The 21,388-nt window shown below is 72.0% G+C and carries 17 protein-coding genes; 7 read left to right on the top strand and 10 right to left on the bottom strand.

What is annotated here, in order from left to right; translation table 11 throughout:
* Nucleotides 1-70 precede the first annotated feature (70 nt).
* Both BM076_RS18225 and BM076_RS18220 read left to right on the top strand, forming a co-directional pair.
* Complete coding sequence (locus BM076_RS18225; RefSeq protein WP_093714653.1) at nucleotides 71-898, top strand: hypothetical protein; 828 nt, start codon at nucleotides 71-73, stop codon at nucleotides 896-898.
* Nucleotides 899-1,076: 178 nt separating this feature from the next.
* A complete protein-coding gene (locus BM076_RS18220) occupies nucleotides 1,077-1,625 on the top strand; it encodes a ferritin-like domain-containing protein (RefSeq protein WP_093714652.1) in 549 nt (182 codons plus the stop codon).
* 84 nt (nucleotides 1,626-1,709) lie between these two features.
* On the opposite strand, the gene BM076_RS18215 is transcribed toward BM076_RS18220, so the two are convergent.
* From BM076_RS18215 to BM076_RS18195, 5 genes are all read right to left on the bottom strand, one after another.
* Nucleotides 1,710-4,529 (bottom strand): discoidin domain-containing protein, encoded by a 2,820-nt coding sequence (locus tag BM076_RS18215; RefSeq protein WP_218160081.1) that lies wholly within the window; start codon nucleotides 4,527-4,529, stop codon nucleotides 1,710-1,712.
* Nucleotides 4,530-4,706: 177 nt separating this feature from the next.
* On the bottom strand, nucleotides 4,707-5,702 hold the full coding sequence (locus tag BM076_RS18210) for a YihY/virulence factor BrkB family protein (protein WP_245796145.1): 996 nt from the start codon (nucleotides 5,700-5,702) through the stop codon (nucleotides 4,707-4,709).
* Between the two features lie 140 nt (nucleotides 5,703-5,842).
* Nucleotides 5,843-6,604, bottom strand: a complete 762-nt coding sequence (locus BM076_RS18205; RefSeq protein WP_093714649.1) for an SDR family NAD(P)-dependent oxidoreductase — start codon at nucleotides 6,602-6,604, stop codon at nucleotides 5,843-5,845.
* A 57-nt stretch (nucleotides 6,605-6,661) separates the two neighbouring features.
* On the bottom strand, nucleotides 6,662-7,891 hold the full coding sequence (locus tag BM076_RS18200) for an NAD(P)/FAD-dependent oxidoreductase (protein WP_093714648.1): 1,230 nt from the start codon (nucleotides 7,889-7,891) through the stop codon (nucleotides 6,662-6,664).
* A gap of 214 nt (nucleotides 7,892-8,105) precedes the next feature.
* The gene (locus BM076_RS18195; RefSeq protein ID WP_093714647.1) at nucleotides 8,106-8,882 is read right to left on the bottom strand and encodes a polysaccharide lyase family 7 protein; all 777 of its coding nucleotides are present in this window, start codon (nucleotides 8,880-8,882) and stop codon (nucleotides 8,106-8,108) included.
* A 363-nt stretch (nucleotides 8,883-9,245) separates the two neighbouring features.
* Between BM076_RS18195 and BM076_RS18190 the strand changes: the two genes are divergently transcribed.
* Nucleotides 9,246-9,488 (top strand): hypothetical protein, encoded by a 243-nt coding sequence (locus BM076_RS18190; RefSeq protein ID WP_093714646.1) that lies wholly within the window; start codon nucleotides 9,246-9,248, stop codon nucleotides 9,486-9,488.
* A gap of 46 nt (nucleotides 9,489-9,534) precedes the next feature.
* Here BM076_RS18190 and BM076_RS18185 read toward each other — a convergent pair whose 3' ends face one another.
* Both BM076_RS18185 and BM076_RS18180 read right to left on the bottom strand, forming a co-directional pair.
* Nucleotides 9,535-10,710, bottom strand: coding sequence for an epoxide hydrolase family protein (locus tag BM076_RS18185; RefSeq protein WP_093714816.1), 1,176 nt, complete (start codon nucleotides 10,708-10,710; stop codon nucleotides 9,535-9,537).
* A 72-nt stretch (nucleotides 10,711-10,782) separates the two neighbouring features.
* Nucleotides 10,783-14,013: a lectin gene (locus tag BM076_RS18180; protein ID WP_093714645.1), complete on the bottom strand. Its 3,231-nt coding sequence runs from the start codon at nucleotides 14,011-14,013 to the stop codon at nucleotides 10,783-10,785.
* Nucleotides 14,014-15,379: 1,366 nt separating this feature from the next.
* On the opposite strand from BM076_RS18180, the gene BM076_RS18175 reads away from it, so the two are divergent.
* On the top strand, nucleotides 15,380-16,216 hold the full coding sequence (locus BM076_RS18175) for a DUF4184 family protein (RefSeq protein WP_093714644.1): 837 nt from the start codon (nucleotides 15,380-15,382) through the stop codon (nucleotides 16,214-16,216).
* 151 nt (nucleotides 16,217-16,367) lie between these two features.
* Complete coding sequence (locus BM076_RS18170) at nucleotides 16,368-16,919, top strand: hypothetical protein (RefSeq protein WP_093714643.1); 552 nt, start codon at nucleotides 16,368-16,370, stop codon at nucleotides 16,917-16,919.
* A gap of 86 nt (nucleotides 16,920-17,005) precedes the next feature.
* Here BM076_RS18170 and BM076_RS18165 read toward each other — a convergent pair whose 3' ends face one another.
* Nucleotides 17,006-17,458, bottom strand: a complete 453-nt coding sequence (locus BM076_RS18165; RefSeq protein ID WP_093714642.1) for a winged helix-turn-helix transcriptional regulator — start codon at nucleotides 17,456-17,458, stop codon at nucleotides 17,006-17,008.
* 91 nt (nucleotides 17,459-17,549) lie between these two features.
* On the opposite strand from BM076_RS18165, the gene BM076_RS18160 reads away from it, so the two are divergent.
* Complete coding sequence (locus tag BM076_RS18160; protein WP_218160080.1) at nucleotides 17,550-17,975, top strand: hypothetical protein; 426 nt, start codon at nucleotides 17,550-17,552, stop codon at nucleotides 17,973-17,975.
* A gap of 97 nt (nucleotides 17,976-18,072) precedes the next feature.
* Nucleotides 18,073-18,465 (top strand): PPOX class F420-dependent oxidoreductase, encoded by a 393-nt coding sequence (locus tag BM076_RS18155; RefSeq protein WP_218160079.1) that lies wholly within the window; start codon nucleotides 18,073-18,075, stop codon nucleotides 18,463-18,465.
* Nucleotides 18,466-18,543: 78 nt separating this feature from the next.
* Here the strand turns inward: BM076_RS18155 and BM076_RS18150 are convergent, their stop codons facing one another.
* Together BM076_RS18150 and BM076_RS18145 are read right to left on the bottom strand one after the other, a co-directional pair.
* Nucleotides 18,544-20,394 carry a gamma-glutamyltransferase family protein gene (locus BM076_RS18150; protein ID WP_093714641.1) on the bottom strand — a complete coding sequence of 617 codons (1,851 nt, stop codon included), beginning with the start codon at nucleotides 20,392-20,394 and terminating at the stop codon, nucleotides 18,544-18,546.
* 230 nt (nucleotides 20,395-20,624) lie between these two features.
* Nucleotides 20,625-21,314: a DUF4232 domain-containing protein gene (locus BM076_RS18145; protein WP_093714640.1), complete on the bottom strand. Its 690-nt coding sequence runs from the start codon at nucleotides 21,312-21,314 to the stop codon at nucleotides 20,625-20,627.
* Nucleotides 21,315-21,388 lie beyond the last annotated feature (74 nt).

Raw genomic sequence — 21,388 nt, 5'->3', positions numbered from 1 at the left:
CGCCGATCGCGTACGGCGGTACGGCGGCCCGCAAGAGGTTCGGACGGACCGGGGAGGGCAGGCGGGCGGCATGGAGCAGAGCGAGCAGCCCCCGCCGCCCGGCCGCCGTCCGCGAGCCGGTACGGGCGTCGCCGCCGCCGTCCTGGCGATCGCGGTCGCCGTGGTGGTGACCCTGGTGATCACCGGACACGCCCGGGACCACGACGCCGCGCGCCCCGGCCGGGACGATCCGCCGAAGAGTGTGGCGCCCGCCGTCGCGGGCGCCACAGCCGCGTTCCGGGCCGACGCCCCCGACCAGGTGGTGCTCGACGGCGTCTCGGGCCGCGTGCGGGTCTCCGCCGATCCCGACGCCGACCGCATCTCGGTCACGTACCGGCGTACCGACGGCGGTGTGCCACACACCCGCGGCGCGGTCACCGACACGGACGGGCTCCGGACGCTCACCGTGCTGTGCGGCACGGACGACCGGGCCGACGGGGCGGACCGTACGACAGGGGCTTGCGACGGCGACCTCACCCTCGTCGTCCCGGAGCGAACCGGTCTGCGACTGCGGCAGACCTCCGGTGAAACGGACCTCGAAGGTCTCGGCGGCCGACTGAGCGTCGACGCGGCCTCCGACCGCTTGACCGCGCGTGCGCTCCATCCGTCCCGCGCCACTTTCGTGCTGACGTCGGGAAGCGCGGACATCGCTTTCGCCACGCCCCCGACGTCGCTCGCCGTACGGATGACATCCGCGTCGACGGCGCTTCGACTGCCGGCCGGCGCCGGCGACACGTACGCGGTGAGCACGTCCGCCACGTCGGCCGACGTGCGGGTGACCGTACCCACGGCCCCCGACGCGCCGCACCGCGTGTCGCTGGACGTGCTGTCCGGATCGCTCGCCGTCCTGCCCGGGTGACACATGCCTGTCGAGTACGGGGCACACGCCGCCGGGCCCGATTACTGCGTCCGGATGGTGCGGGCCGTCGCCCACCCGTAGACCCTGCCGCGGTGGGCACACGTAACCGAGTAACCGACGCAAGCGGCGGCCGGCGGCCGCCCATGTCGTGCGAGCACGACGCAATGGAGGAGCCCACATGGCGGATTTCCTGACCGACATCGAAACCATCCGCGAGCGCGCGCGGCAGGAGATCGGCAAGGGGCCGGTGACCGACGCGTACGGCGCGGACCTGCCGCGGGTGCTCACCGTCCTCAACGAGGCACTGGCCACGGAGATCGTCTGCACGCTGCGCTACAAGCGCCACTACTTCACCGCCTCCGGGATGTACTCCGAGCCTGTCGCGGCGGAGTTCCTGGAGCACGCCCAGGAGGAGGAGCAGCACGCGGACAAGCTCGCCACCCGCATCGTGCAGCTCGGCGGCGAGCCCGACTTCAACCCCGACACCCTGACCGGCCGTTCCCACGCGCAGTACGACGCGAGCGCCGATCTGGTGAAGATGATCGAGGAGGACCTCGTGGCCGAGCGGGTCGCGATCGCCTCCTACACCGAGATCGTGCAGTGGCTGGGCGACCGCGACCCCACCACCCGGCGCGTCTTCGAGGAACTGCTGGCGCAGGAGGAGGAGCACGCCGACGACCTTCGCGGCCTGCTGGAACGCCTGCCCGTGGAGCGCCGCGACGCGTGACCGGCACGGGGTGACGCCCGGATCACGACGTCGTGCGCGGGTGCGGCGCGGACCCCCGGTCCGCGCCGCACCCGTGTGCGGGGCTCAGCTGCTCCAGACCTGGAAGTCCGAGAGCTGGCCCGCCGGCCAGCCGGAGTTGGCGGTGACCGTGATCCGGAAGTACCGCTGGGCGGTGGCCGGGAAGGTGAGCGAGACGGTGTTGTCGCTCGCCGGATCGAAGGTGTAGGCGGCCGACGCCTTGAGGGTGCTGAAGGCCGATCCGTCGGTGCTCGCGGTCAGGGCCAGCGTCTGGCTCCGCGCGCCCCAGGCGGCGGGCAGCCTCAGCACGACCCGCGACGCCGTGCGCGCGGCACCGAGATCGACCTGCACCCACTGCGGGAAGGCGTTGTTGGCGCTCTCCCAGTAGCTGTCCCGGTTGCCGTCCGTCACATTCGACGAGCCGTAGGACTGGGTGTGGCCGGACTCGGCGGTCGCCCGCCCGGCCGCGAGATCGGTGGCCGGGGTGGTGCCGCCGGACGCGGCGAAGACCAGGTGGTTGAGATTCCAGCCGCCGTTGTCCTGGCGCACCGTCAGCGTCTGCCGCCCCGCGGGCAGCGTCACGGTCGTGGTGACGGTCGCCCACGACTGCCAGTCGCCGGTGGCCGGGACACCCACGGGACCGCTCAGGTCGGTGCCCGCCGCGTCGGACAGCCGCAGCGCGTCACCCACGGCGGCCGGTGCGGCCACCCGCAGCCCCACCGTGTATGTACCGGCGCTGGCCACGGTCACGGTGTAGCGGAACCACTGCCCGCTCGCGGTCCACCCCAGGTCGTAGCCGCCGCCGGTGTCGGAGGTGGCTTCCAGGTCGATGCCGTCGGCGCGGTAGGAGTTGGCGTTGCCGTTGACCGAGGTGACGTTGTACGCCGAGCCCCGACCGCCGGTGTCGTAGTTCTCGGCCTGCACGGTGCCGGGGACCGGGGCCGGCGTACCGCCGTAGGGGCCGGCCGGCGGCGGTGTGGTCGTCTCCCAACTGTTGCCGCTGACCGAGGCGTTGAAGCCTGCGGAATTGTTGGCGAAGGAGGTGCCGCCCGGGCGCAGGCCGGTCAGCGTGTTGCCGGTGATCGTGGCGGAGCCGCTGGGCGCGGGGTAGAACGGCGGCGAGATCACCACACCGTTGCGCCCCGGGTCGGTGAAGGTGTTGTTCCGCAATTGGGTGTTGGTGGAGGTGGAGAAGCCCACCGCGTCGTAGAGCGAGTCGGCGACCGTGTTGCCGGTGACCGTCACATGGTCCACGGTGCCGGTGTTCTGGCCGTCACCGCCGTTGCCGATGTGCAGCGCCGGCTGGCCCTGGCTGTAGGCGTTGCCGCCGGACCTGACCACGACATTGTCCGAGACCGTCGCGGAGAGCAGGTCGTTGCCGTTGACGCCGAAGCGCCCGGCGCCCAGGCCGATGTAGCGGGCGGTGTCGCTGATGTAGTTGCCGCTGACGAGATGGCCGCTGCCGCCGTAGATGCCGATGCCCTTGCCGCCCCAGGGGGCGATCGAGGTGTTGCCGGTGACGGTGATGTGCGTCATCGGGTTGTAGTACGTCCTGGAGCCGTCGCCGTTGGTGTTGTAGTCCACCGAGTTGATGGCGATGGCGTCGTCGCCGGTGCCGCGCACGAAGTTGTTGGTGACGGTCAGATCGTTGCCCGTACCGGCGTTGAGCGAGACGTTGTTGACGTTGATCCCGTCGGCCCAGACCGAGGTGAGCCGGCTGTTGCTCACCTTGCCGCCGGTGCCCGAGGCCCAGAAGCCCGACATGGTGTGCTGGGTCCAGATGCCGTCGGCCGTCCAGTTGCTGCCGGTGGTGTCCATCGCGCCGCCGTCGCCGCCGATGGTGCTGCGGCTGACCGCATTGGCGTCGATGTGGAAATTCTGTACGTGGCAGGAGGTCAGCTCGAACAGCGCCGCCAGCGGTGTGCTGTTGGGCACCGGCACATCACGGTAGACGGTGCTGTACCAGAGCCCGGCGCCGGCGATCGTGATGCCGTTGGCGCGCAGCCCGGTCGTGCCCTTCACATAGAAGGTGCCCTGCGGGATCCACAGGGTCTTGGACTGGGCCTGCGCCTGATTGATGCAGTTCTGGATGGCGGGACCGCTGTCCACGGCCTGGCCGTCCGCCGAGCCGTTGGTGGGGGCGTTGTCGGAGACCGCGCCGCAGCTGGTGATGGAGATCGAGCCCGTGGGCTGGGTGGCAGGTGCCGGCGGATTCTCCACGTCGACGGCGTCGATGTCGTAGAAGGCGGCGCCGTTGGCGGAGTCCTTCTTCAGCGAGAAGGTGCTGCCGGGCGCGATCGGGTCGCCGGTGACGAAGGTGTGCGCCTCGTCGAAGAAGACGCGGGGCGAGCCGTCGGCCGGATTCTGATTGTCGCTGGTGTTGTAGTTGTTGTTGCCCTCGTAGACCCAGGTCTGCTTGGAGTTGAGATTCAGCGCCTGCCGGAAGGTGCCGTTCACGTACAGGTCGAGGGTGCCGGTGAGGCCGCCGCCCGCCGCCGAGTCCGGGATGCTCGCCCGGACGTTGACGAAGCTGATCGGGTGGCCCGTCGTGTTGGTCCACTGCACCGACTGGCCCGTGCCGCCGAGGTGCGCGTACGCGTGGCCGGACGCCTCCAGCGCGGCGCTGGAGAACTGCGTGGTGGGGGCCGCGGTGAGCGAGACGGTGCTCGCGCCGCCGCCGAGCGTCCCGGCCTCGCCCTCGTAGGTCGTGAACGGCGTGGTCGCTCCCGCCGCCGCGGCGCTCGCGGCGGCCGGAGCGGCGGCCGCCGGGGTGTGCGGGGCGGCGGCCGCCGGTGCGACGGACATCAGGGCAAGGCCGACCACGGTGGCCACGGCGGCGGACAGACGTGGGATGACCCGCGCCTTCCGTAAGACTCTGCTGTGCATGCGCATGGGTCGCTCCCGCGGACGTGGGGGATGAGGGGCGACCGTACGGTACTGAGCGCGCCTCCCGACCGCAAGGTTTCGTGCAGGAGAAGAAAAAACTCCACTTTCAATGGAAAGAGACACGTCCCGCGCAAGGAGACATCGGGTGAATGTGCGTACGCATCCGCGGAGTTGACCTCAATGATCGGAGTTCTTGTCGGGTGGGTCGAAGCGGACGGTGACGTGCTGGAAGCCCTTGAAGACGTCGGTGGCGGCGTAGGAGACGTACACCGCGCGGTCCGCGGGGGTCAGCACCACGTTGTCGGTGAACGGTGTGAGCAGGCTGCGCGGCCACAGGTGGCGGGACCGCACCGACGCCACCTCGGCGGCGAGGACGAACAGGAGCGCGCCCAGGTAGATCCAGGTGAGCAGGCCGAGGACGATGCCGAACAGACCGTACGTGGCGGTTGCCCCGCGCAGCTCGTGCCGGACGTAGTACGTGCCCGCCCACTGCACGAGCTGCCAGGCCACGGCGGCGCCGAGGCCCGCGCCGGCCGACACACGGAGCTTCACGGTGTCCGCGCTGAAATAGCGGTAGGCGAACAGCAGCAGCCCGGTGTTGACCCCGGTCGACAGCACCGTCGCGACCACCCGCAGCAGCACGGCCGGGTGGGCACCGAAAGCCCGGGTGTCACCGGCCAGCGCCGTCAGACCGGTGGTGACCGCCAGGCCCGCGCCGAACACTCCCAGCACCAGCAGGGAGCGCAGCCGGGACATGAGCGGATTGGGCCTGCGGTGCCGGGGCACGGCCCAGACCTTCAGGAGGGCGTTCTGCGCTGCCTGCGCCACGCCGAGGGCGCCGTAGAGCCCGCCGAGCACACCGGTGACGACCGCCAGCGAATTGCCGTGGAAGGACCGGATGTTCTCGCCGATCTGGTCGCCGATCACCGGGAACTGGTGGAGGGCGGAGTTGACCACCCGCTCCTGGAAGTCCGGGTCGTTGTGCAGCAGGAATCCGAGGACCGACACCACGAGCAGCAGCAGGGGGAACACCGCGAGGAAGCCGTAGTACGCGATCAGCGCCGCCAGATACATGGCCTGGTCCTCGGCGAACTTGTACGCCACCGCGAGCGGCAGGCCGATCCAGCTGTGCTCGCGCTGGTACCGGTCGAATCCACGGACCATTCCTGGCATCGCCACCGCCCCGTCGTGTTCGGACCGGTCACAACGGGTCGTACGCGGTCCGCCCCTGCCGGTCCTCGTTCCCCGAGCGCGCCCATACAGGCCCACGGACGGCAGATCCCGCGGACCCCGGTGCGCTCCGCCGTACGGGGCTACACCGGGAAGAACCTCCCGGAGCTGGGGTGGTCCTGAGCCGCGTCCACACAGATGTTGGCGCCGCTGATCCCGCCACCCCTGGCGGAGAGGACGAAGACGGCCGTGTCGGCGACCTCGGACAGGGTGACCAGGCTGCCGCGGGGAAAGTCCTCCCGGGCGAACCGGGCGAATTCGTCCGGTCGGTTCTCGCGCACCCAGGCCCAGCCGCCGCCCTCGAACTCGACCGATCCGGGACTGAGGGCGTTGACGCGGATGCCGCGCGGCCCCAACTCCTGCGCCAGTGCAGCCGCGAGGTGGATCTCGGCGGCCTTGGCCGCGGCGTACGACGAGCGCGGCCCCGGCTTCCAGCCGGTGATCGAGGAGACGATCAGCGCGCTGCCACCGCCGCGCCGCTCGAAGTGCGGCACCGCGGTGCGGATCGCGTGCGCGGCGTGCAGCGCGTTGATCGCGAAGGTGTCCGCCCACTCCTCGGGCGTCGAATCGAGCAGCCCGCCGCCGAAGGAACCGCCCGCGTTGGCCACCAGCAGATCGAGGCCGCCGAGCCGCTCGGCCGCCTCGTCGACCGCCCGGCCCAGTTGCCCGGGGTCCATCACATCCGCCCGCACCCCCGGCACCCCGCAGCCCGCGAGCCGTTCCTCGTCGCGTCCGCACACCACCACCGACGCGCCCTCGGCGATCAGCGCCCGCGCGATCGCCAGGCCGATGCCATGACTTCCGCCGGTGACGAAGGCGGCCTTCCCGTTCAGCCCAAGATCCATTCGGTCACGGTCCCACCGCGACGGCGGCGTTTCAAGATCCCGGGGGCCGTCCCGGCCTCACCGCAGATCGGAGAGGACCTCGCGGGCGGTGCGGGCACCGGAGGCGAGTGCGCCCTGCACCGATCCCGTCGCCCGGTGGTCCCCGCAGACATACCGGCCGGGAGCCAGCCGCCCGGTCCGCGAGAGCGCCAGAGGCGGCGGCATGGCCGGCAGCGCGTCCGCGATCTCGTACGAGGCCACGTGCTCCCACGCCGTCGCGTCCGTCCCGTACATCTCGGACAGCGCGGGCAGGACATCCGCCGGTTTCCCGGCACCGAGCACGGACGTGGACACCAGCGCCCGGCCGTCGGCGCTGTAACCGGGGACGACATCGGTGAGGACGCAGCTGTTGAGGACCCGGCGTGCGCGGTCCACGAGCAGCGACGCCTCACCCAGCGGCGATCCGTCGACGGCGTGATAGTGCGTGGTCACCGTACGGGTCGCGACGGCGCCCAGTTCGGGCAGCAGGGACGCGGCCTGTGCGGGGCCGGTGGCGACGACGACCGAGCGTCCGGCGACCTCCTCGCCGTCGGCGAGCCGCACCCCGTCGTCCGTCCATCCGTCGACCGCGGCCTCCAGCCGCAGTGCCCCCGGTGGCAGCGCTCGCGCGAGCTGCCGCGGCACCGCGCCGATCCCGTCCGAGGGGAGACAGAGCGTGCCGCGCAGCATGCTGCGCCACACGAGGTGGAAGAAACGGCTCGAGGTCTCCAGCTCGTCCTCGAGGAACACCCCGGACAGGAACGGCCGCAGCACCGAGTCCACGGTCTCCTCGGAGAGCCCGGCGGCGGCGAGCGCCGTCAAGGTGGTGGTGTCGCTGCCGCCCTTGACCACGCGGGCGGGCAGCAGCATGTCACGGGCGCTCAGCAGCCCGAGGGCGGCCAGGTCGCGGGGCGGGGCGACGCGTCCGCGCAGCAGGTCCCCGCATTCGCGCGGCGCGCGGCTCGGGTCGGCGAAGCGCCTCCTGCCGTCACCGGTGTGCAGCAGGAAGCCGGCCCTGAAGGGCCGCAGGCGCAGCTCCCGGAGATCGATCCGTCGCTTCACCTGGGGGTAGGAGGTGTTGAACACCTGAAAGCCCCGGTCGAGGAGGAAACCGTCCCGCCGGTCAGTCCGCATCCGCCCGCCCACCGCGTCGGAGGCTTCCAGCACGCGCACCGAAAGCCCGGCCGCGGCCAGGTCCGCCGCGCAGGCGAGCCCGGCCACCCCGGCGCCGACCACGACCACATCGCTGATCCCGCTTCGCTCGTCCACCGTCGTCCCTCGTCCCGCCCCGCCGGCCCGGAGGCGGACGAAGGCTGCGAAAAGTGATTTCTGGTGTGGTGCCCGACCAGGCCGGACACCACACCGCACGGCGTGCAGCTTTCCCGAGCGCGATGGTCATGAGACCGACCCCGTGCACACGACCGCCTTGCCCGAGGCGTGTCCGCCATGTGCGCCCGGACGGGTGAATCGTTCGGCCGCCGGTTCAGCTGTGCGACACGGTCAGCCCGTAGAAGGCGACCCGCGCGCCGTTGGTGGTGCTGCTGGAGGAGGACTGGTTGTACGAACCGGCCTTGAAGTACTGCTTGTACTGGTTGAAGGACGACGGGATGGCGTAGTGCGTCGTGCTTCCGTTGACCGTCAGGTCGATGGTGTGGCCGCCGGAGACCGCGATCGTGTACTGCCACGTCTTGCCGATCGAGACATGGCCGACGGTGTGCGTGGTCTGGCCGCCCGACGGGGAGTTCTCGGTGCCCGCGACGATGTCGCCGTTGGAGTGGTAGTACAGCTCGATCAGCGGCTTGGTCGAGGATCCGCCGGAGCCGAGGTGGATCTGGCCGACGCAGACGTTCTTCGTCACCGACACCACGCGCAGGGTGGCCGACAGCTTGTGGCTGCCGCTGAGCGACCAGTCGGCGGCGCTGCCGTTGCGGTTCATCTCCCGCAGTTCGGAGCGCGCGTAGTTGGAGTTCGGGGTGGTGACCCCCTTCTCCGGCGCCCAGAACGTCATCGCGCCGTCGCGGGTGTCGGTGTAGAAGTACGAGTCCTGGAAGCCGTTGTCGCCCTGGAGCCGGGACGAGGAGATCGTGGTGGGCGAGCCGGGGGAGCCGACCGGCTCCTGCAACTCCCAGACGCCCAGGTCGAAGTTGCCGCCGGGCGCGCGTGACGGATCGGCGGCGTGGGCGCTGCCGCCGAGCAGCCCGAGTGTGACGGATATGCCGGCCGCGGTGGCGGTCGCAAGCGTCTTGGTCCGGATCTTCATGTGGGGGGACCTTTCTGATCCATGTTCACGGGTGTGAACCAGGTCTAGTCCAAGGTGGTGCCAGATCTGGATAGCACGGCCCATGGGGACCGTCAACGTTCCTAACAATTAGGGGTGTTCATCGTCGCAGCTCAGAGTGGGCTCCGTCGTGGCGTTGCGCGAGGTGGGAGGGGTGGGGTGGAATTCTGGGCCGATCTTCGACGTTTTCGGCGGCGGGATTCGACGCGTCGATCGATCAGATACATGAATCGTGGCTACCCGGTGCGGACACGCGGACTCCGCGGGCCACGCGGCGTACCCCGCCGCGTGGCCCGCGGCGCGGACCGAAAGTTAGGTCGTTCCGTTCCTGGGCACGAGGCCGCCATGACACACGACACGAGTGAGCCCCAGGGCGAAGAGCATCTGCTGCTGAGCGCGGACACCAACGGTGACGGAAGACCCGATGTGTGGATGGTCGACACCACGGGCGACGGCAAGGCCGACCTCTACCAGTTCGACACCACCGGCGACGGCACCGTCGACGTGACCATCGTCGAGGACGAGGCTGCCGACGACGGCGGCCGCACGGTCGTCGAGGGCGACGGCGGCCACCCCGTCCCGTCCTGACCGCGGCAGACCTGTCCGGCGAACGCCAGGAGCGGCGCAGGCGTCGTCAGGCCACCGCGGCTGCCCGGTAGGGGCGGAAGAAGTCCCGCAACTCCTGGGCGTACAGCTCCGGTTCCTCGAAAGCCGCGAAGTGGCCGCCGCGCGCGGGCTCGGTGACCCGTACGGTGTTCGCCGTACGCTCCAGCCAGGCGCGCGGCGGGCGGACGATGTCGGCGGGGAAGAGCGAGAAGCCGGACGGCACGTCGACCCGCCGGGCGAGCTGCTCCGGCGCGATCTCGGAATTCGCCCGGTACATCCGCATCGACGAGCCGATCGTGCCGGTCAGCCAGTAGAGCGTGACATTGGTGAGGATCTCGTCCTTGGTGAAGCTCCGCTCGATGTCGCCGCCGCAGTCGCTCCACGCGCGCAGCTTCTCCACGATCCACGCGGCGAGCCCGGCAGGCGAGTCGTTGAGCCCGAAGGCCGCCGTCTGCGGTTTGGTGCGGTGCATCGCGCCGTAGGCGCCCTCGGCCGCTCCCCAGGCCGCGGCCTGCTCGAACCAGGCGGTCTCGGCCGGCGTGAGTTCGGCCGGGTCGCCGGCGAAGACCGGGATCCCGCCGTCCGTGCGGTGCACGCCCACCACCCGCCCGGGGTTGTCGAGCCCGAGATAGCGGCTGACATGGCTGCCGATGTCCCCGCCCGCCGCGCCGAACCGGTCGTGGCCCAGGACCGTCATCAGCTCCGCCCACAGCCCCGCGACCGCGATCGAGTTCAGCGGCGGCCCGGCCGGGCGGTCGGAGTAGCCGTAGCCGGGCATGTCGGGCACCACGACGTCGAAGGCGTCGGCGGGGTCGGCGCCGTGCGCGCCCGGATCGGTGAGCAGCGGGACGACTTTGGAGTAGCGCCAGAAGGAGTCGGGCCAGCCGTGACTGAGGACCAGCGGCAGGACGGGACCCGCCGGCGCGACGGCCCTGGCGTGCACGAAGTGGATACCGAGGCCGCCCAGCGGCACCCGGAAGCGCGGAAGCCGGGCGAGCGCCGCCTCCTGGGCGGGCCAGTCGAACTCCTCCGCCCAGTAGGTCACGAGCTCACGCAGATAACCGAGGTCCGTGCCGAGCGACCAGCCGGCGTCCTCCGGCGCGTCCGGCCAGCGCGTCGCGCGCAGCCGAGCCCGCAGGTCGTCCAGCTCCGCGCGGGAGGCCCGGAGGCCGAAGGGCTCGGGACCTGACTGATCATCCGCCATGAAACGCATGCTAACGCCACGCGCCCCGGCGAAGACGTTCCGCCGGGGCGCGTGGCACAGGGCTCGTGACGGTCAGGACGGCAGCGTCCACTTCTGCGCCGCGCTGCCGTTGCACGTGTACAGCTGGAGCTGAGTGCCCGTGGTGGTGGACGAATTCGGGTCGTCCAGGCACAGCCCCGCGTGCGCGTTTATCAGCTGCCCCGAGGTGGTGGCCCGCCACTGCTGGGCGCCCGTCCCGTTGCAGTTCCACAGCTGGATCAGCGTGCCATTGGTCGTACCGCTCTGGTTGGCGTCCAGGCAGCCGCCCGCCACGCGCAGGGTGCCGTCGGCGGCGACCGTCACCTTCTGCGCGTCCGAACCGTTGCAGGTCCAGATCTCGATCGGCGTGCCGTTGGCCGTGCCCGCCGACTTGTCGTCCAGGCACAGCGTGGACGACACGCCCGAGACGACCGCCCCGGTGCGGGCCGCGGGCGCGGCCGGCGGCGTCCACTTCTGCGCCCCGCTGCCGTTGCAGGTGTAGATCTGCAGCCGCGCGCCATTGGTCGTGGAACCGCTCGGGTCGTCCAGGCACTTGCCGGACTGCGGATTCACCAGCGAGCCGTCGCCCTGCACGGTCCACTGCTGCGACCCGGTGGCGTTGCAGCCCCACAGCTGCACCTTGGTGCCGTCCGACGTCCCGCCGTTGTCGACGTCAAGGCACTTGCCCAGCGTCCGCAGCGTGCCGTCGCCCGCGATCGTCCAGTCCTGCGCGTAGGTGCTGTCGCAGCCCCAGATCTGCACCGCCGTGCCGTCCGCGGTGCCGGACTGCGCGGCGTCGGCGCACAGATTCGGGCCCGCCCCGGAGGTGAGGGCGCCGATCCGGGGACGCGGCGGCGCGGCCACCCCGCCGCTGTACGAGGGCGGCGCGGCGGACGCCGACGTGGCCCAGGAGGTGTTCGCCGAGGTGCCCAGCGTGTACGAGAGGGTGCCGCCCGCGCTGATGGCGGTGGTCGGCGCGTAGGCGTTGTTCCACGCACCGCCGTTCCAGGTCGCGGACTGCACGTACGGCGCGTTGTCCGCGGCGCCGTTGCCGTTGATCGTCAGCGTCTTGCCCGACGGCAGGGTGACGACGGCCTGGGTGAACAGCGGCGAGCCGAGCGCCAGGTCCGAGGTGCCCGGGGTCATCGGGAACATGCCGAGCGCCGACCACACGTACCAGGCGCTCATCGCCCCGAGGTCGTCATTGCCGTCGGCGAGGCCGCGCGGATTGTTCGCCCAGATCGCGTCCTGGATCGACCGCACGGTGCCCTGCGTCTTGTACGGCTGCCCGGTGTAGTCGTACTCCCACGGCAGCTCGATGCTGGGCTCGTTGCCGACCCAGGCGTAGCCGTTGGCACCGGTGTAGCTGCGCAGCACCGTGTCGAGGTAGTCGTTCATCGCCGCGTTGCCGCCCTTGGCGTCGGCCAGGCCCGCGACATTGAACGGCACCATGCCGGTGTAGATCCACGAGTCCGCCTCGACCATGTCCGTCCCGCTGGTCGGGTCGAAGCCGTTCGGCCAGGAGCCGTCGGCATTGCGCGGCTCGACGAAACCGGACGCCGGGTTCAGCGTATTGCGCCAACCCTGGGCGCGGGCCGCGTACTTCTGCTGGTTCGCGGTGTCGCCAAGGGCGCCCGCGAAGGCCGACAGGGCGAAGTCGGCGGTGTTGTACTCCAGCGTCGTGGCAACCGGTCCGTAGAAGTTGCAGCAGCCGTAACTGCCGTTGTGCGGCATGTATCCGGGCGCGTCGAGGTAATTGCCGCCCGGCCGGTCGTTACTGGTGCTGCTCGCCTGCTTGACCATGTCGGCCAGCGCGGTGGAGGTGTCGAAACCGTGGGCGCCGAAGGCGTAGTAGTCGGCGATGATGCCGTCCGCCGGGTCACCCACCATCACGTACGACTCGCCGTTGTTCTCCGACCACTTGGGCAGGATCCCGGTCTGCGCGTAGTCGTCGATCATCGACTGCGCGGTGTCCGAGGCGACATCGGGCGCGACCAGCGCCTCCAACTGCGCCTGGGAACGGTAGATGTCCCAGCCGGAGTAATTGGCGTACGCCGCGTGGTGGCCGGAGTCGACGGTGTGCGTCTTGCCGTCGAAGCCGTAGTACTGCCCATTGGTGTCGCTGATGATGTTGGGGTGCAGCAGCGAGTGGTACAGGGCCGTGTAGAAGATCGTCTGCTGGTCGGCCGTACCGCCCGCGATCTGGACCTTGCCGAGGGCGGAGTTCCAGGCGCTCTGGGCGGCCGTGCGGGTGCCGTTGAAGTCCCAACCCGCGTTCTCCGCCGCCCGGTTGGCCACCGCGTTCGCCGTCGAGACGTACGAGACGCCGACCTTCGCCTGCACCACCCGGTTGGACGTGGTGTTGAAGGTGACGTGCGCGGCCGAGGCGGCGGCGTCCGGCGCCGCGTCCTTCGACGGCGTGGCCGCCTTGGGCATCGAGCTGTGCAGCTGCGGCTTGTTGGCCTTCTCTGCCGCGTTCTTCGAGGCGAGTGCGTCCGGCTTCGCGGCCTTGGCCGCCGGGGCGGCCGCCGTGCCCTGACCGGTGAAGGGTTGGTCGAAGACCATGTCGAAGTAGACGGTGTACGTGTTCCCCGCGCCGCAGAACCGGCCGCTGGTGACCTGACCGCTCACCTCGGTGCTGGAGACGACGTTGAACTGCGTCTTGCTGGCACCGTTCTGACTGCCCGTCAGCTTGAAGATCAGATTGGACTGCGTGCTCGACGGGAAGGTGAAGCGGGCCATGCCGCTGCGCGCGGTGGCGGTCAGCTCGGTGGTCACCTGATTGTCCAGCGCCACCTTGTACGAACCGGCCGTCGCCGACTCGTTGGCGTGCGAGAAGCTGTCGGTCGCCGAATTGTTGACCGCGCCCACCGTCGGCAGGACGGGTACGTCACCGGCCGCGCCGCAGCCGGGTCCCGCGATGTGGGTGAGGCTGAAGCCGGTGATCGTCGAGTCGTTGTACTCGTAGCCGCCGCCGGACGGCCGGGACGGGGTGTCCGGACTCCACTGCACCATGCCGAACGGGACGTCGGCGCCGGGAAAGTCGTCCGCTTCGTTCGACGTGCCGATGAACGGATTGACCAGCGTCGCCGGCGACGTCACAAGCGCCGCCGCCTTGCGGGCGGCGCCGTGCCCGGTCGCCGGAGCGGCCTGCGCGGGCAGCGCGAACGACCCGGCGAGCACCAGGCCGAGCCCGGCCCCGAGCAGCGCGGCAAGGCGCCCGCGTCCTGGCGGTCTGCCGAGCGGGTCGCGCCCCTGGGCGCCTTCTAACGGCTGAGATGTCATGGATCCGCCTCCTGTGGGGGATCGATCGGACAGAGGTCAGTCACGATCAGGAGATGGCAACGTTGTCGGAGCGTGCCGAGCTGGCAACGTTGTCAAAGCTGCCTGTTCTGCGGGTGGTGCTCGACGTGCACGGGCTGGGTGCGGCTGGGCGCGCCTCCGTGCGGCCCCGGCGGCGTCGCCGGGTCGGCGGGGATCGCGCTCAGTGAAGGTAGCGATACGCCATGAACTCGTCAATAACGCGCGGCGCGTCGTCGCGCTGTCGCGCGGGCCACCGGGTTTCCGCTTTCCGCCGCGTGGCACGTTCGGGGCGCGTGGCGCGCACGGGCAGCGTGCTTCCTCGTGGCGCCGAATGGTGCGTCCGGCGCGCGGGTGGTGGCGCACGACGGGTCCAGGGCGTTGGACGCGAAGTCGCGGTGCGGCATCGATATGTCCGCGTCGCGGTCGGCAGCCGGGTCGGTCTCCGTGACGGTGCTCCCGTCGGGGATGCCGTGCGCGGGCACGTGCGACGGCCACCGGCAGGGCGTGGCACCGGCGGGGGCCGGGTGCCGATCCCGGGCGTACGGTGTCGCCGCGCCGCGTGCCCGGCGGTTCCGGGTATGTCCGTGGGATCGGTGTCCACCCGCGGAACGGGCGTCGAGGCATCGGCGGAGGGTGGCATCGGCGGCGGTTGGGTGCAGACGCCGGGCGTATGGCGTCGCGTGTCTGGCGGTTCCGGGTGTCCGTGGGATCGCGGCGCCCACCCGCGAAGCGGGCCTTGAGGCAGCGGCAGAGGGTTGCATCGGCGGCGGTCGGGTGCGCCTCCGGGCGTAGGGTGTCGCGTCGCCGCGTGCCTGGCGGTTCCGGGCGCGGCCGTGTGATCGGGGCGTCCACCCCCGCGGAGCACGCCTCGATGTAGCGGCGGAGGGTGGCATCGGCGGCCGTCGGGTGCGCCCCCGCGCGTACGGTGTCGCGGCGCCGCATTCCTGGCAGTTTTGCGGGCGTGGCCGTGGGGTCGCGGCGTCCCATCCGCAGAGCGGGCCTCGTGGCAGTGGCAGGAGGCGACACCGGCGGCGGTCGGGTGCAAGCCCTGGGTGTACGGCGCCGCGTGTCTGGCTGTTCCGGGCGTGTCGGTGGGGTCGCGGTGTCCACCCCCAGGGAGCGGGCCTTGAGGCAGCGGCAGAGGGCGACACCGGCGGCCGTCGCGGGCGGCCCCTGCCGTACGGTGTCCCGGCGGCGGGGGCATGTCCGCAGAGCTGCGGCCCGCCCCGGGCGTACCTCCGGGGCGCGCGTCGGGCGGGGGCCTCCGGGCGAAGCCCGTCCGGTCGACTGGCGCCCCCAAGGCTGGGGCGGTGTGGCCGGGGTGCGGTGGGGCGGGAAGGATGGCGGTATGCCGCTTACTTTCAGTCACCCCGCCGCCGTGCTCCCGCTGTTCCGGGACGGACGTGGTCGCGGGCGGCTGATCGCCTCGGCGCTGGTCGCCGGGTCCATGGCGCCCGACGTGCCGTACTTCACCGACTCGCTGCTGCCCGGGACCTTCGGCTACGGCACCTTCACGCACAGTCTGCCCGGCGTGGTCACCGCCGATGTCGCGCTGGCCGCGGCCATGGTGGCGGGCTGGCACTGGCTGCTGCGCGAACCGCTGGTCGCGCTGCTGCCCCGTCGCTGGGCGGGGGCCGCCGACGAGCTGACGGCGCCGCGGTCGCGGCCCCGACTCCCGGCCGGCGCGGCCTGGTTCGTGGTCTCCGCCGTCGCGGGCGCCGCCACCCACGTCGGCTGGGACGACTTCACCCACCCCGGCCGCGCGGGCGTGCGCCTGCTGCCGGTGCTCAACCGTACGGTCGGCAGCGAGCCGCTCTACCACCTCCTGCAGTACGCCTCGTCCGTCGCCGGCCTCGGCGTCCTCGCCTGGTACGTGCCGCGCGCCCTGCGCCGGGCCGACCGTACGCCCCGCACCGAACAACCCCGGGCCGTCCGGCGGCTGCGACTGTCCATCAGGGCCAGGACCGCGGCCCTCGCCCTCATCGGCGCCGCCGCCGTCGCCGGCGCGGCTCAGCGCCTCGCCCGCTGGGAAACCGCCGACCTCCGCCACGCCCGCGTCCTCGACACGCTCCCCACCGTCACCTTCGGCGCCGGCACCGGAGCCGCCGTGGGACTGGCCTGCTACGCGGCCTGCGCCCACCTCGCCCGGGCGCGCGGCGGCGGGATCCTCCGGGGAGACGGGTGACGGCAACGCGCCCCGGGCCGGAGCCGGTTCGTCACGGCTGCGCCACCGTTGGCGGACAACCGGCCCGCGCCACCCGCGTGCCGCGTAGCTTGTGCCGCATGGCGAGAAACGTTCGGCGGGGGCGGGGTACGGACGGCCGCGGGGGTGCGCGATGACCCGGCGGCCGCCCTGGTGGGCCTGGGGATTCGTCGCGGGCGCGGTCGCCGCGTTCCTCGGACTGGTGACGCACTGGTTCAGCACCGTCCCGCCCGGCTCGGCGCCGTCGCTGAGCGGCGGCCACAGCTACGGCGCCTTCTCCGTGGAGTGGCTGGGCGTCCTGGGGCCGGTGTTCATGCTGCTGGAGGGCGGGCGCTGGTTCGGGGCGCTGCGCGGATGGTGGCGGGTGCCTGCGCTCGCGGACTGGCGGCGGGGCAGGACGGCGGAGGCCGATCCGGAGCCGGGGGAGGGCGCGGGGCCCGGCGCGCTGATCGGCCTCGCCACCCTCGCACTGCTCGGCATCTGCCGGGCCGCCGTGCCGACCCACCACACGGTCTTCGCGATCGGCGGCTCCGACCCCGGCCGCCGCGACTACACCTACGCCGTCCACGCCGACTTCGGCCTGTGGTGCATGCTCGCCGCGTGCGCGTTGTTCACCGTCTCGGGGGCGGTGGGCTGGTTCACCCGCGAACGGCTCTTCCCGCACGGCCGCCCCGCGACGACCTGACCGTACGGCCGTCCGCCGTCCGCCACCGCCCGACCGCGACGTCTGCCGTACGCCACCGTCCGACCGCGCGACGTCCGCCGCGCGGGTCACACAGCCGCGCCGGCCCCCGGCAGCGGATCGACGTCCCCCGCGTGCATCGGTTCGCCGCAGCGGTCGCAGCGCAGATCGACGGCGCTGATCTCGCCGCACGCGTGGTGCCGGTAGAGCACCGGCGGACCCGCCTCGCCCGCCAGCCACTTGTCGCCCCAGCGGGTCATGACCATGAGCAGGTCGACCAGTTCGGTGCCCTTCTGTGTGAGCCGGTACTCGTAGCGCGGGCGCTGGTCGTACGGGTGCCGTTCGAGCACACCCTGCTCGACGAGGTGGCCGAGCCGCTCGGTGAGCACCTTGCGGGAGATGCCCAGATCGGCCTGGATCTGGTCGAAGCGGTTGAGCCCGACCCACACGTCACGCAGGACCAGGGGCGACCAGGGCTCCCCTATGACGTCGAGCGTGCGGGCGATCGAGCACGCCATTCCACTGAAGCTTGTGCGCTGCATGACAGCACTCTAGCAATCGGGGTTTCTTGAGGGAACGCCACCTGGTACGGTCATGGCGTCTCTTCAGGGAACCCCAAGGAGGAACGCGGACATGAGCAAGGTCTTCAGCGCCCACGCGGTATCGGTCGACGGATACATCACCGGCCGCGGCGCGGGCCCCGGCCGCGGCCTCGGCGACGGCACCCAGCTCTTCGACTGGTACTTCAACGGCGACACCCCGAGCCAGGAATTCGGCGGCTTCAAGCTGAGCCCGGCCGGCGCCCGGCTCTTCGGCTCCCTGTCCGCCCGCGTCGGCGCGATCGTCGTCGGACGCGACACCTACGAGGACTCCGACCGCTTCGGCGGCGGCAGCCCGCACCCGACGGCCCCGCTGTTCCTGCTCAGCCACCGGCCCGCCCCGGAGATCACCGAGCGGCAGACGCTCGTCACCACCGGCATCGAGGACGCGGTGGCGGCCGCCCGCGCGGCGGCCGGCCCTTCTTCCAGAGTCTGCCCGGCCGCGTACGGCTGCGGCTGATCGAATCCGTGCCGGCGCCCGGCGTCACCCACCTCCACTACGCGGTCGAGCGCTGAGCGCGGCCCCGTATCACCCCACCGACCCCACCCAGCAGGAGATGACCACGATGCTCGACACCGACGTCCGCGACGTACTCGACGGCACCCCGATCGCCCACCTCGCCACCGTCCTGCCCGACGGCGGCCCGCACACCGTCCCCGTCTGGATCGGCACGCACGGCGAGCACATCGTCGTGCTCACCGGCCCCGACTCGCGCAAGGCCCGCAATCTGCGGCGCGATCCGCGGGTGGCGATCTCGCTGACCCCGCCGGACAAGCCGTTCGAACCGGTCCTCGTCCGCGGCAGGGTCGTGGAATGGGTGACGGGCGACGCGGGCTGGGAGATCGTCGACCGGATCGCGACGAAGTACATCGGCGGACCGTACTCGCGCGACGTCGAGCGCGTCGCCCTCCTCATCGAGCCGGACCGGCAGAGCGTCGGCATGAACTGACTCCCCGCCGGCCGGACGGCACGTCACCGAGCGCACCGCGGATGCCCGGCACGCCCAGGACGAGCCGTACCGCGCGGCTCAGCGCCCCACGGCGTAGCCCTGCATGCCCCGCGGATTCGCGGCGGCCGACAGCACACCCGTACGCGGATCGCGGGCGACGGCGCACAGCCGCCCCTCCGACCATGGGTCCGCGACGGTCACCCGGTGCCCGCGACGGCGCAGTTCGGCCACGACGTCCGGCTCCGTCCGGCCCTCCACCGTGAGACTGCCGGGCGCCATGGCACGCGGGAAGAAGGAGCCGGGGAAGCTGTCGGTGTGCCAGTTGGGCGCGTCGACCGAGCCCTGGAGGTCGTAGCCGCCGCGTACGTGGCCGCGCAGCGCCACGGCGAGAAAGAAGTGCAGCTGCCACTGGTCCTGCTGGTCACCGCCGGGCGTCCCGAAGGCCAGTACGGGCACACCGTCGCGCAGCGCGAGGGACGGCGAGAGCGTCGTGCGCGGCCTGCGGCCGGGGGAGAGGGAGTTGGGCAGGCCCTCCTCCAGCCAGGTCATCTGCAGGCGGGTGCCGAGCGGAAAGCCCAGCTCGGGAATGACCGGATTGGACTGGAGCCAGCCGCCGCTCGGCGTCGCCGAGATCATGTTGCCCCAGCGGTCGACCACATCGATGTGGCAGGTGTCGCCGCGCGTACCGCCGTCGTCGGCGACGACCGGCTCAGCGGCGGTGGCCCCGGTCGGCGCGACCGTGGGTTCTCCCGCGCCCGCCACGAGCGGCGGCGGCAGATGTCCGGCCGCTCCGGAGGCCGCGCCCGCCGCCGTCGCGTGCCGGCTCAGCCGCGGAACGCGTCCCCCGGGGCTGCCGGGCCGCAGTTCGTGCGAACAGCGGTCACCGATCAGTGCCCGCCTGCCGTCGTTGTACGGCGCCGACAGCAGCGCCTCCAGCGGCACGTCGGCCGCGTCGCCGTACCACGCCTCCCGGTCGGCCATCGCGAGCTTGGTGCCCTCGACCAGTTGATGGACGTATGCGGCCGACCCGTACGCGGGCAGCTCCGCGGCGACCGGCGGCAGCAGGGCCAACTGCTGGAGAAAGGCCGGGCCCTGGCTCCAGGGACCCGCCTTGCACACCGTCCAGCCGTCCCACTCGTAGGTGGCCGGCGTCTCGTACGTCGCGGACCAGCCCGCGAGATCGGCCGCGCTCAGCGTGCCGACGTGACGCTCACCGCTGGTGTCCATCGTGGGGCGCGCCGCCTGGGCCACGATCGCCTCGGCAACGAAACCCTCCCGCCAGATCCGCCGCGCGGCCTCGATCTGCGCGACCCGGTCGCCGCCGGCCGCCTCCGCCTCCGCGACCAGGCGCCGCCAGGTCGCCGCGAGCGCCGGATTGCGCCACGGCTCACCGGGGCGCGGCGCCCGTCCGCCCGGCAGATACAGCTCGGCGGAGGACGTCCACTCCGTCTCGAACAGCTCGCGCACGGTCTCGACCGTCGCCGTCAGCCGCTCCACCGGCGGGTGGCCGTCCGCGGCATAGCCGATGGCGTGCCGCAACACCTCCGCCAGGTACTTGGTGCCGTGATCGCGCAGCAGGGTCATCCAGGCGTCGAAGGCGCCGGGCACCGCCGAGGCCAGCGGCCCGGTGCCGGGCACCAGGTCGAGGCCGAGCGAACGGTAGTGGGCGACGGTGGCCCCGGCGGGCGCGACGCCCTGACCGCACAGCACCCGGACGTCCCCGCCGGCCGGGGCGACGATGATCGGCACCTCACCGGCCGGGCCGTTGAGGTGCGGCTCCACCACATGCAGCACGAACGCGCCGGCGACAGCGGCGTCGTACGCGTTCCCGCCGTCCTCCAGCACGGCCATCGCGCTCTGTGACGCCAGCCAGTGCGTGGACGCCACCATTCCGAATGTGCCCTGCAGGGTCGGCCGGGTCGTGAACATGCGATGCGCCCCTCTCGGTGAGACCAACGGCGGTCAGGAGGCGGGCCGTTGCCCGTACGCGTGCCGCGTGCCGGGTCCGGTTCGCCGCCGTGACCCGGCACTTCACGGTGCCGCGCGATGCGCGCAGGCTAGCGATCATCGCGCCCCGCGACCGTCGTCGTCCACCATGCGGGCGGGGCGCTCACAGCCTCACGCCAACGCACGGGTCCTCACCGGGACATGACGTCGCGTCAGCGCTGGACGGCGCCTATCCGCAGCGGATGAATGCCGGTACCGGCGCAGTGCTCCGTCTTGTGCGGCAGGAACAGCGCCGCCTTCTGGTTCGGCGGATAGATCCGCAGCCCCTCGACGTCGGTCAGTTTGCACTGGCCGGGGTCGTAGCCGCCCTGGCCGTTGCTGTCGTGCAGGCGCGCGGACGCGGTGGCGTGCGGCGCAAGCGTCACCGGACCGTACGCGGCGCCGTCGCGGTCGGCCGCGGGACCGGCCTGGACGCCGGCCTTCTTGACGTAGGACACGCCCGGGAAACCGGTCATCGTGCACGACGTGCTGCCGGTGTTGGTGAAGACGATCTCCGCGTTGTACTGCCCGGCGCCCACCTCGGCGTCCTTGAGCGCGACCGAGAGCTGACCGCTGGCACACGCGCCGGAGGCAGCCGGCGCGTTCCCGCCGCCGGAAGCGGTGGCCGAGGACGAGGGGCCGCCGCCCGACGCGCCCTGCGTACCGCCGTCGTCCGGCGCCGACGTCCCCGACGAACCACCCGACGACGAACCCGATGCCGAGTCCGAGGGCGCCGCGCTGACCGAGACGGACGAACCGGCCGGTTCGGAGTTGTCACTGCTGTCGGAGCAAGCTGTCACCGTCAGCGCGGCCGTCGCCAGAGCGGCGGCGGTCGCCATCGTGCGTACGGACAGGCTGCGCATCTTCGGACCTCCATCAGTCCTCGGGCCGCGGGTCGACCCTGCCGTGAATTCCACCGTGCGATGCCACACCTGCC

The organism is Actinacidiphila alni (assembly GCF_900112845.1).
Lineage (GTDB): Bacteria > Actinomycetota > Actinomycetes > Streptomycetales > Streptomycetaceae > Actinacidiphila > Actinacidiphila alni.
This window is presented reverse-complemented; position numbering and strand designations above follow the sequence as displayed.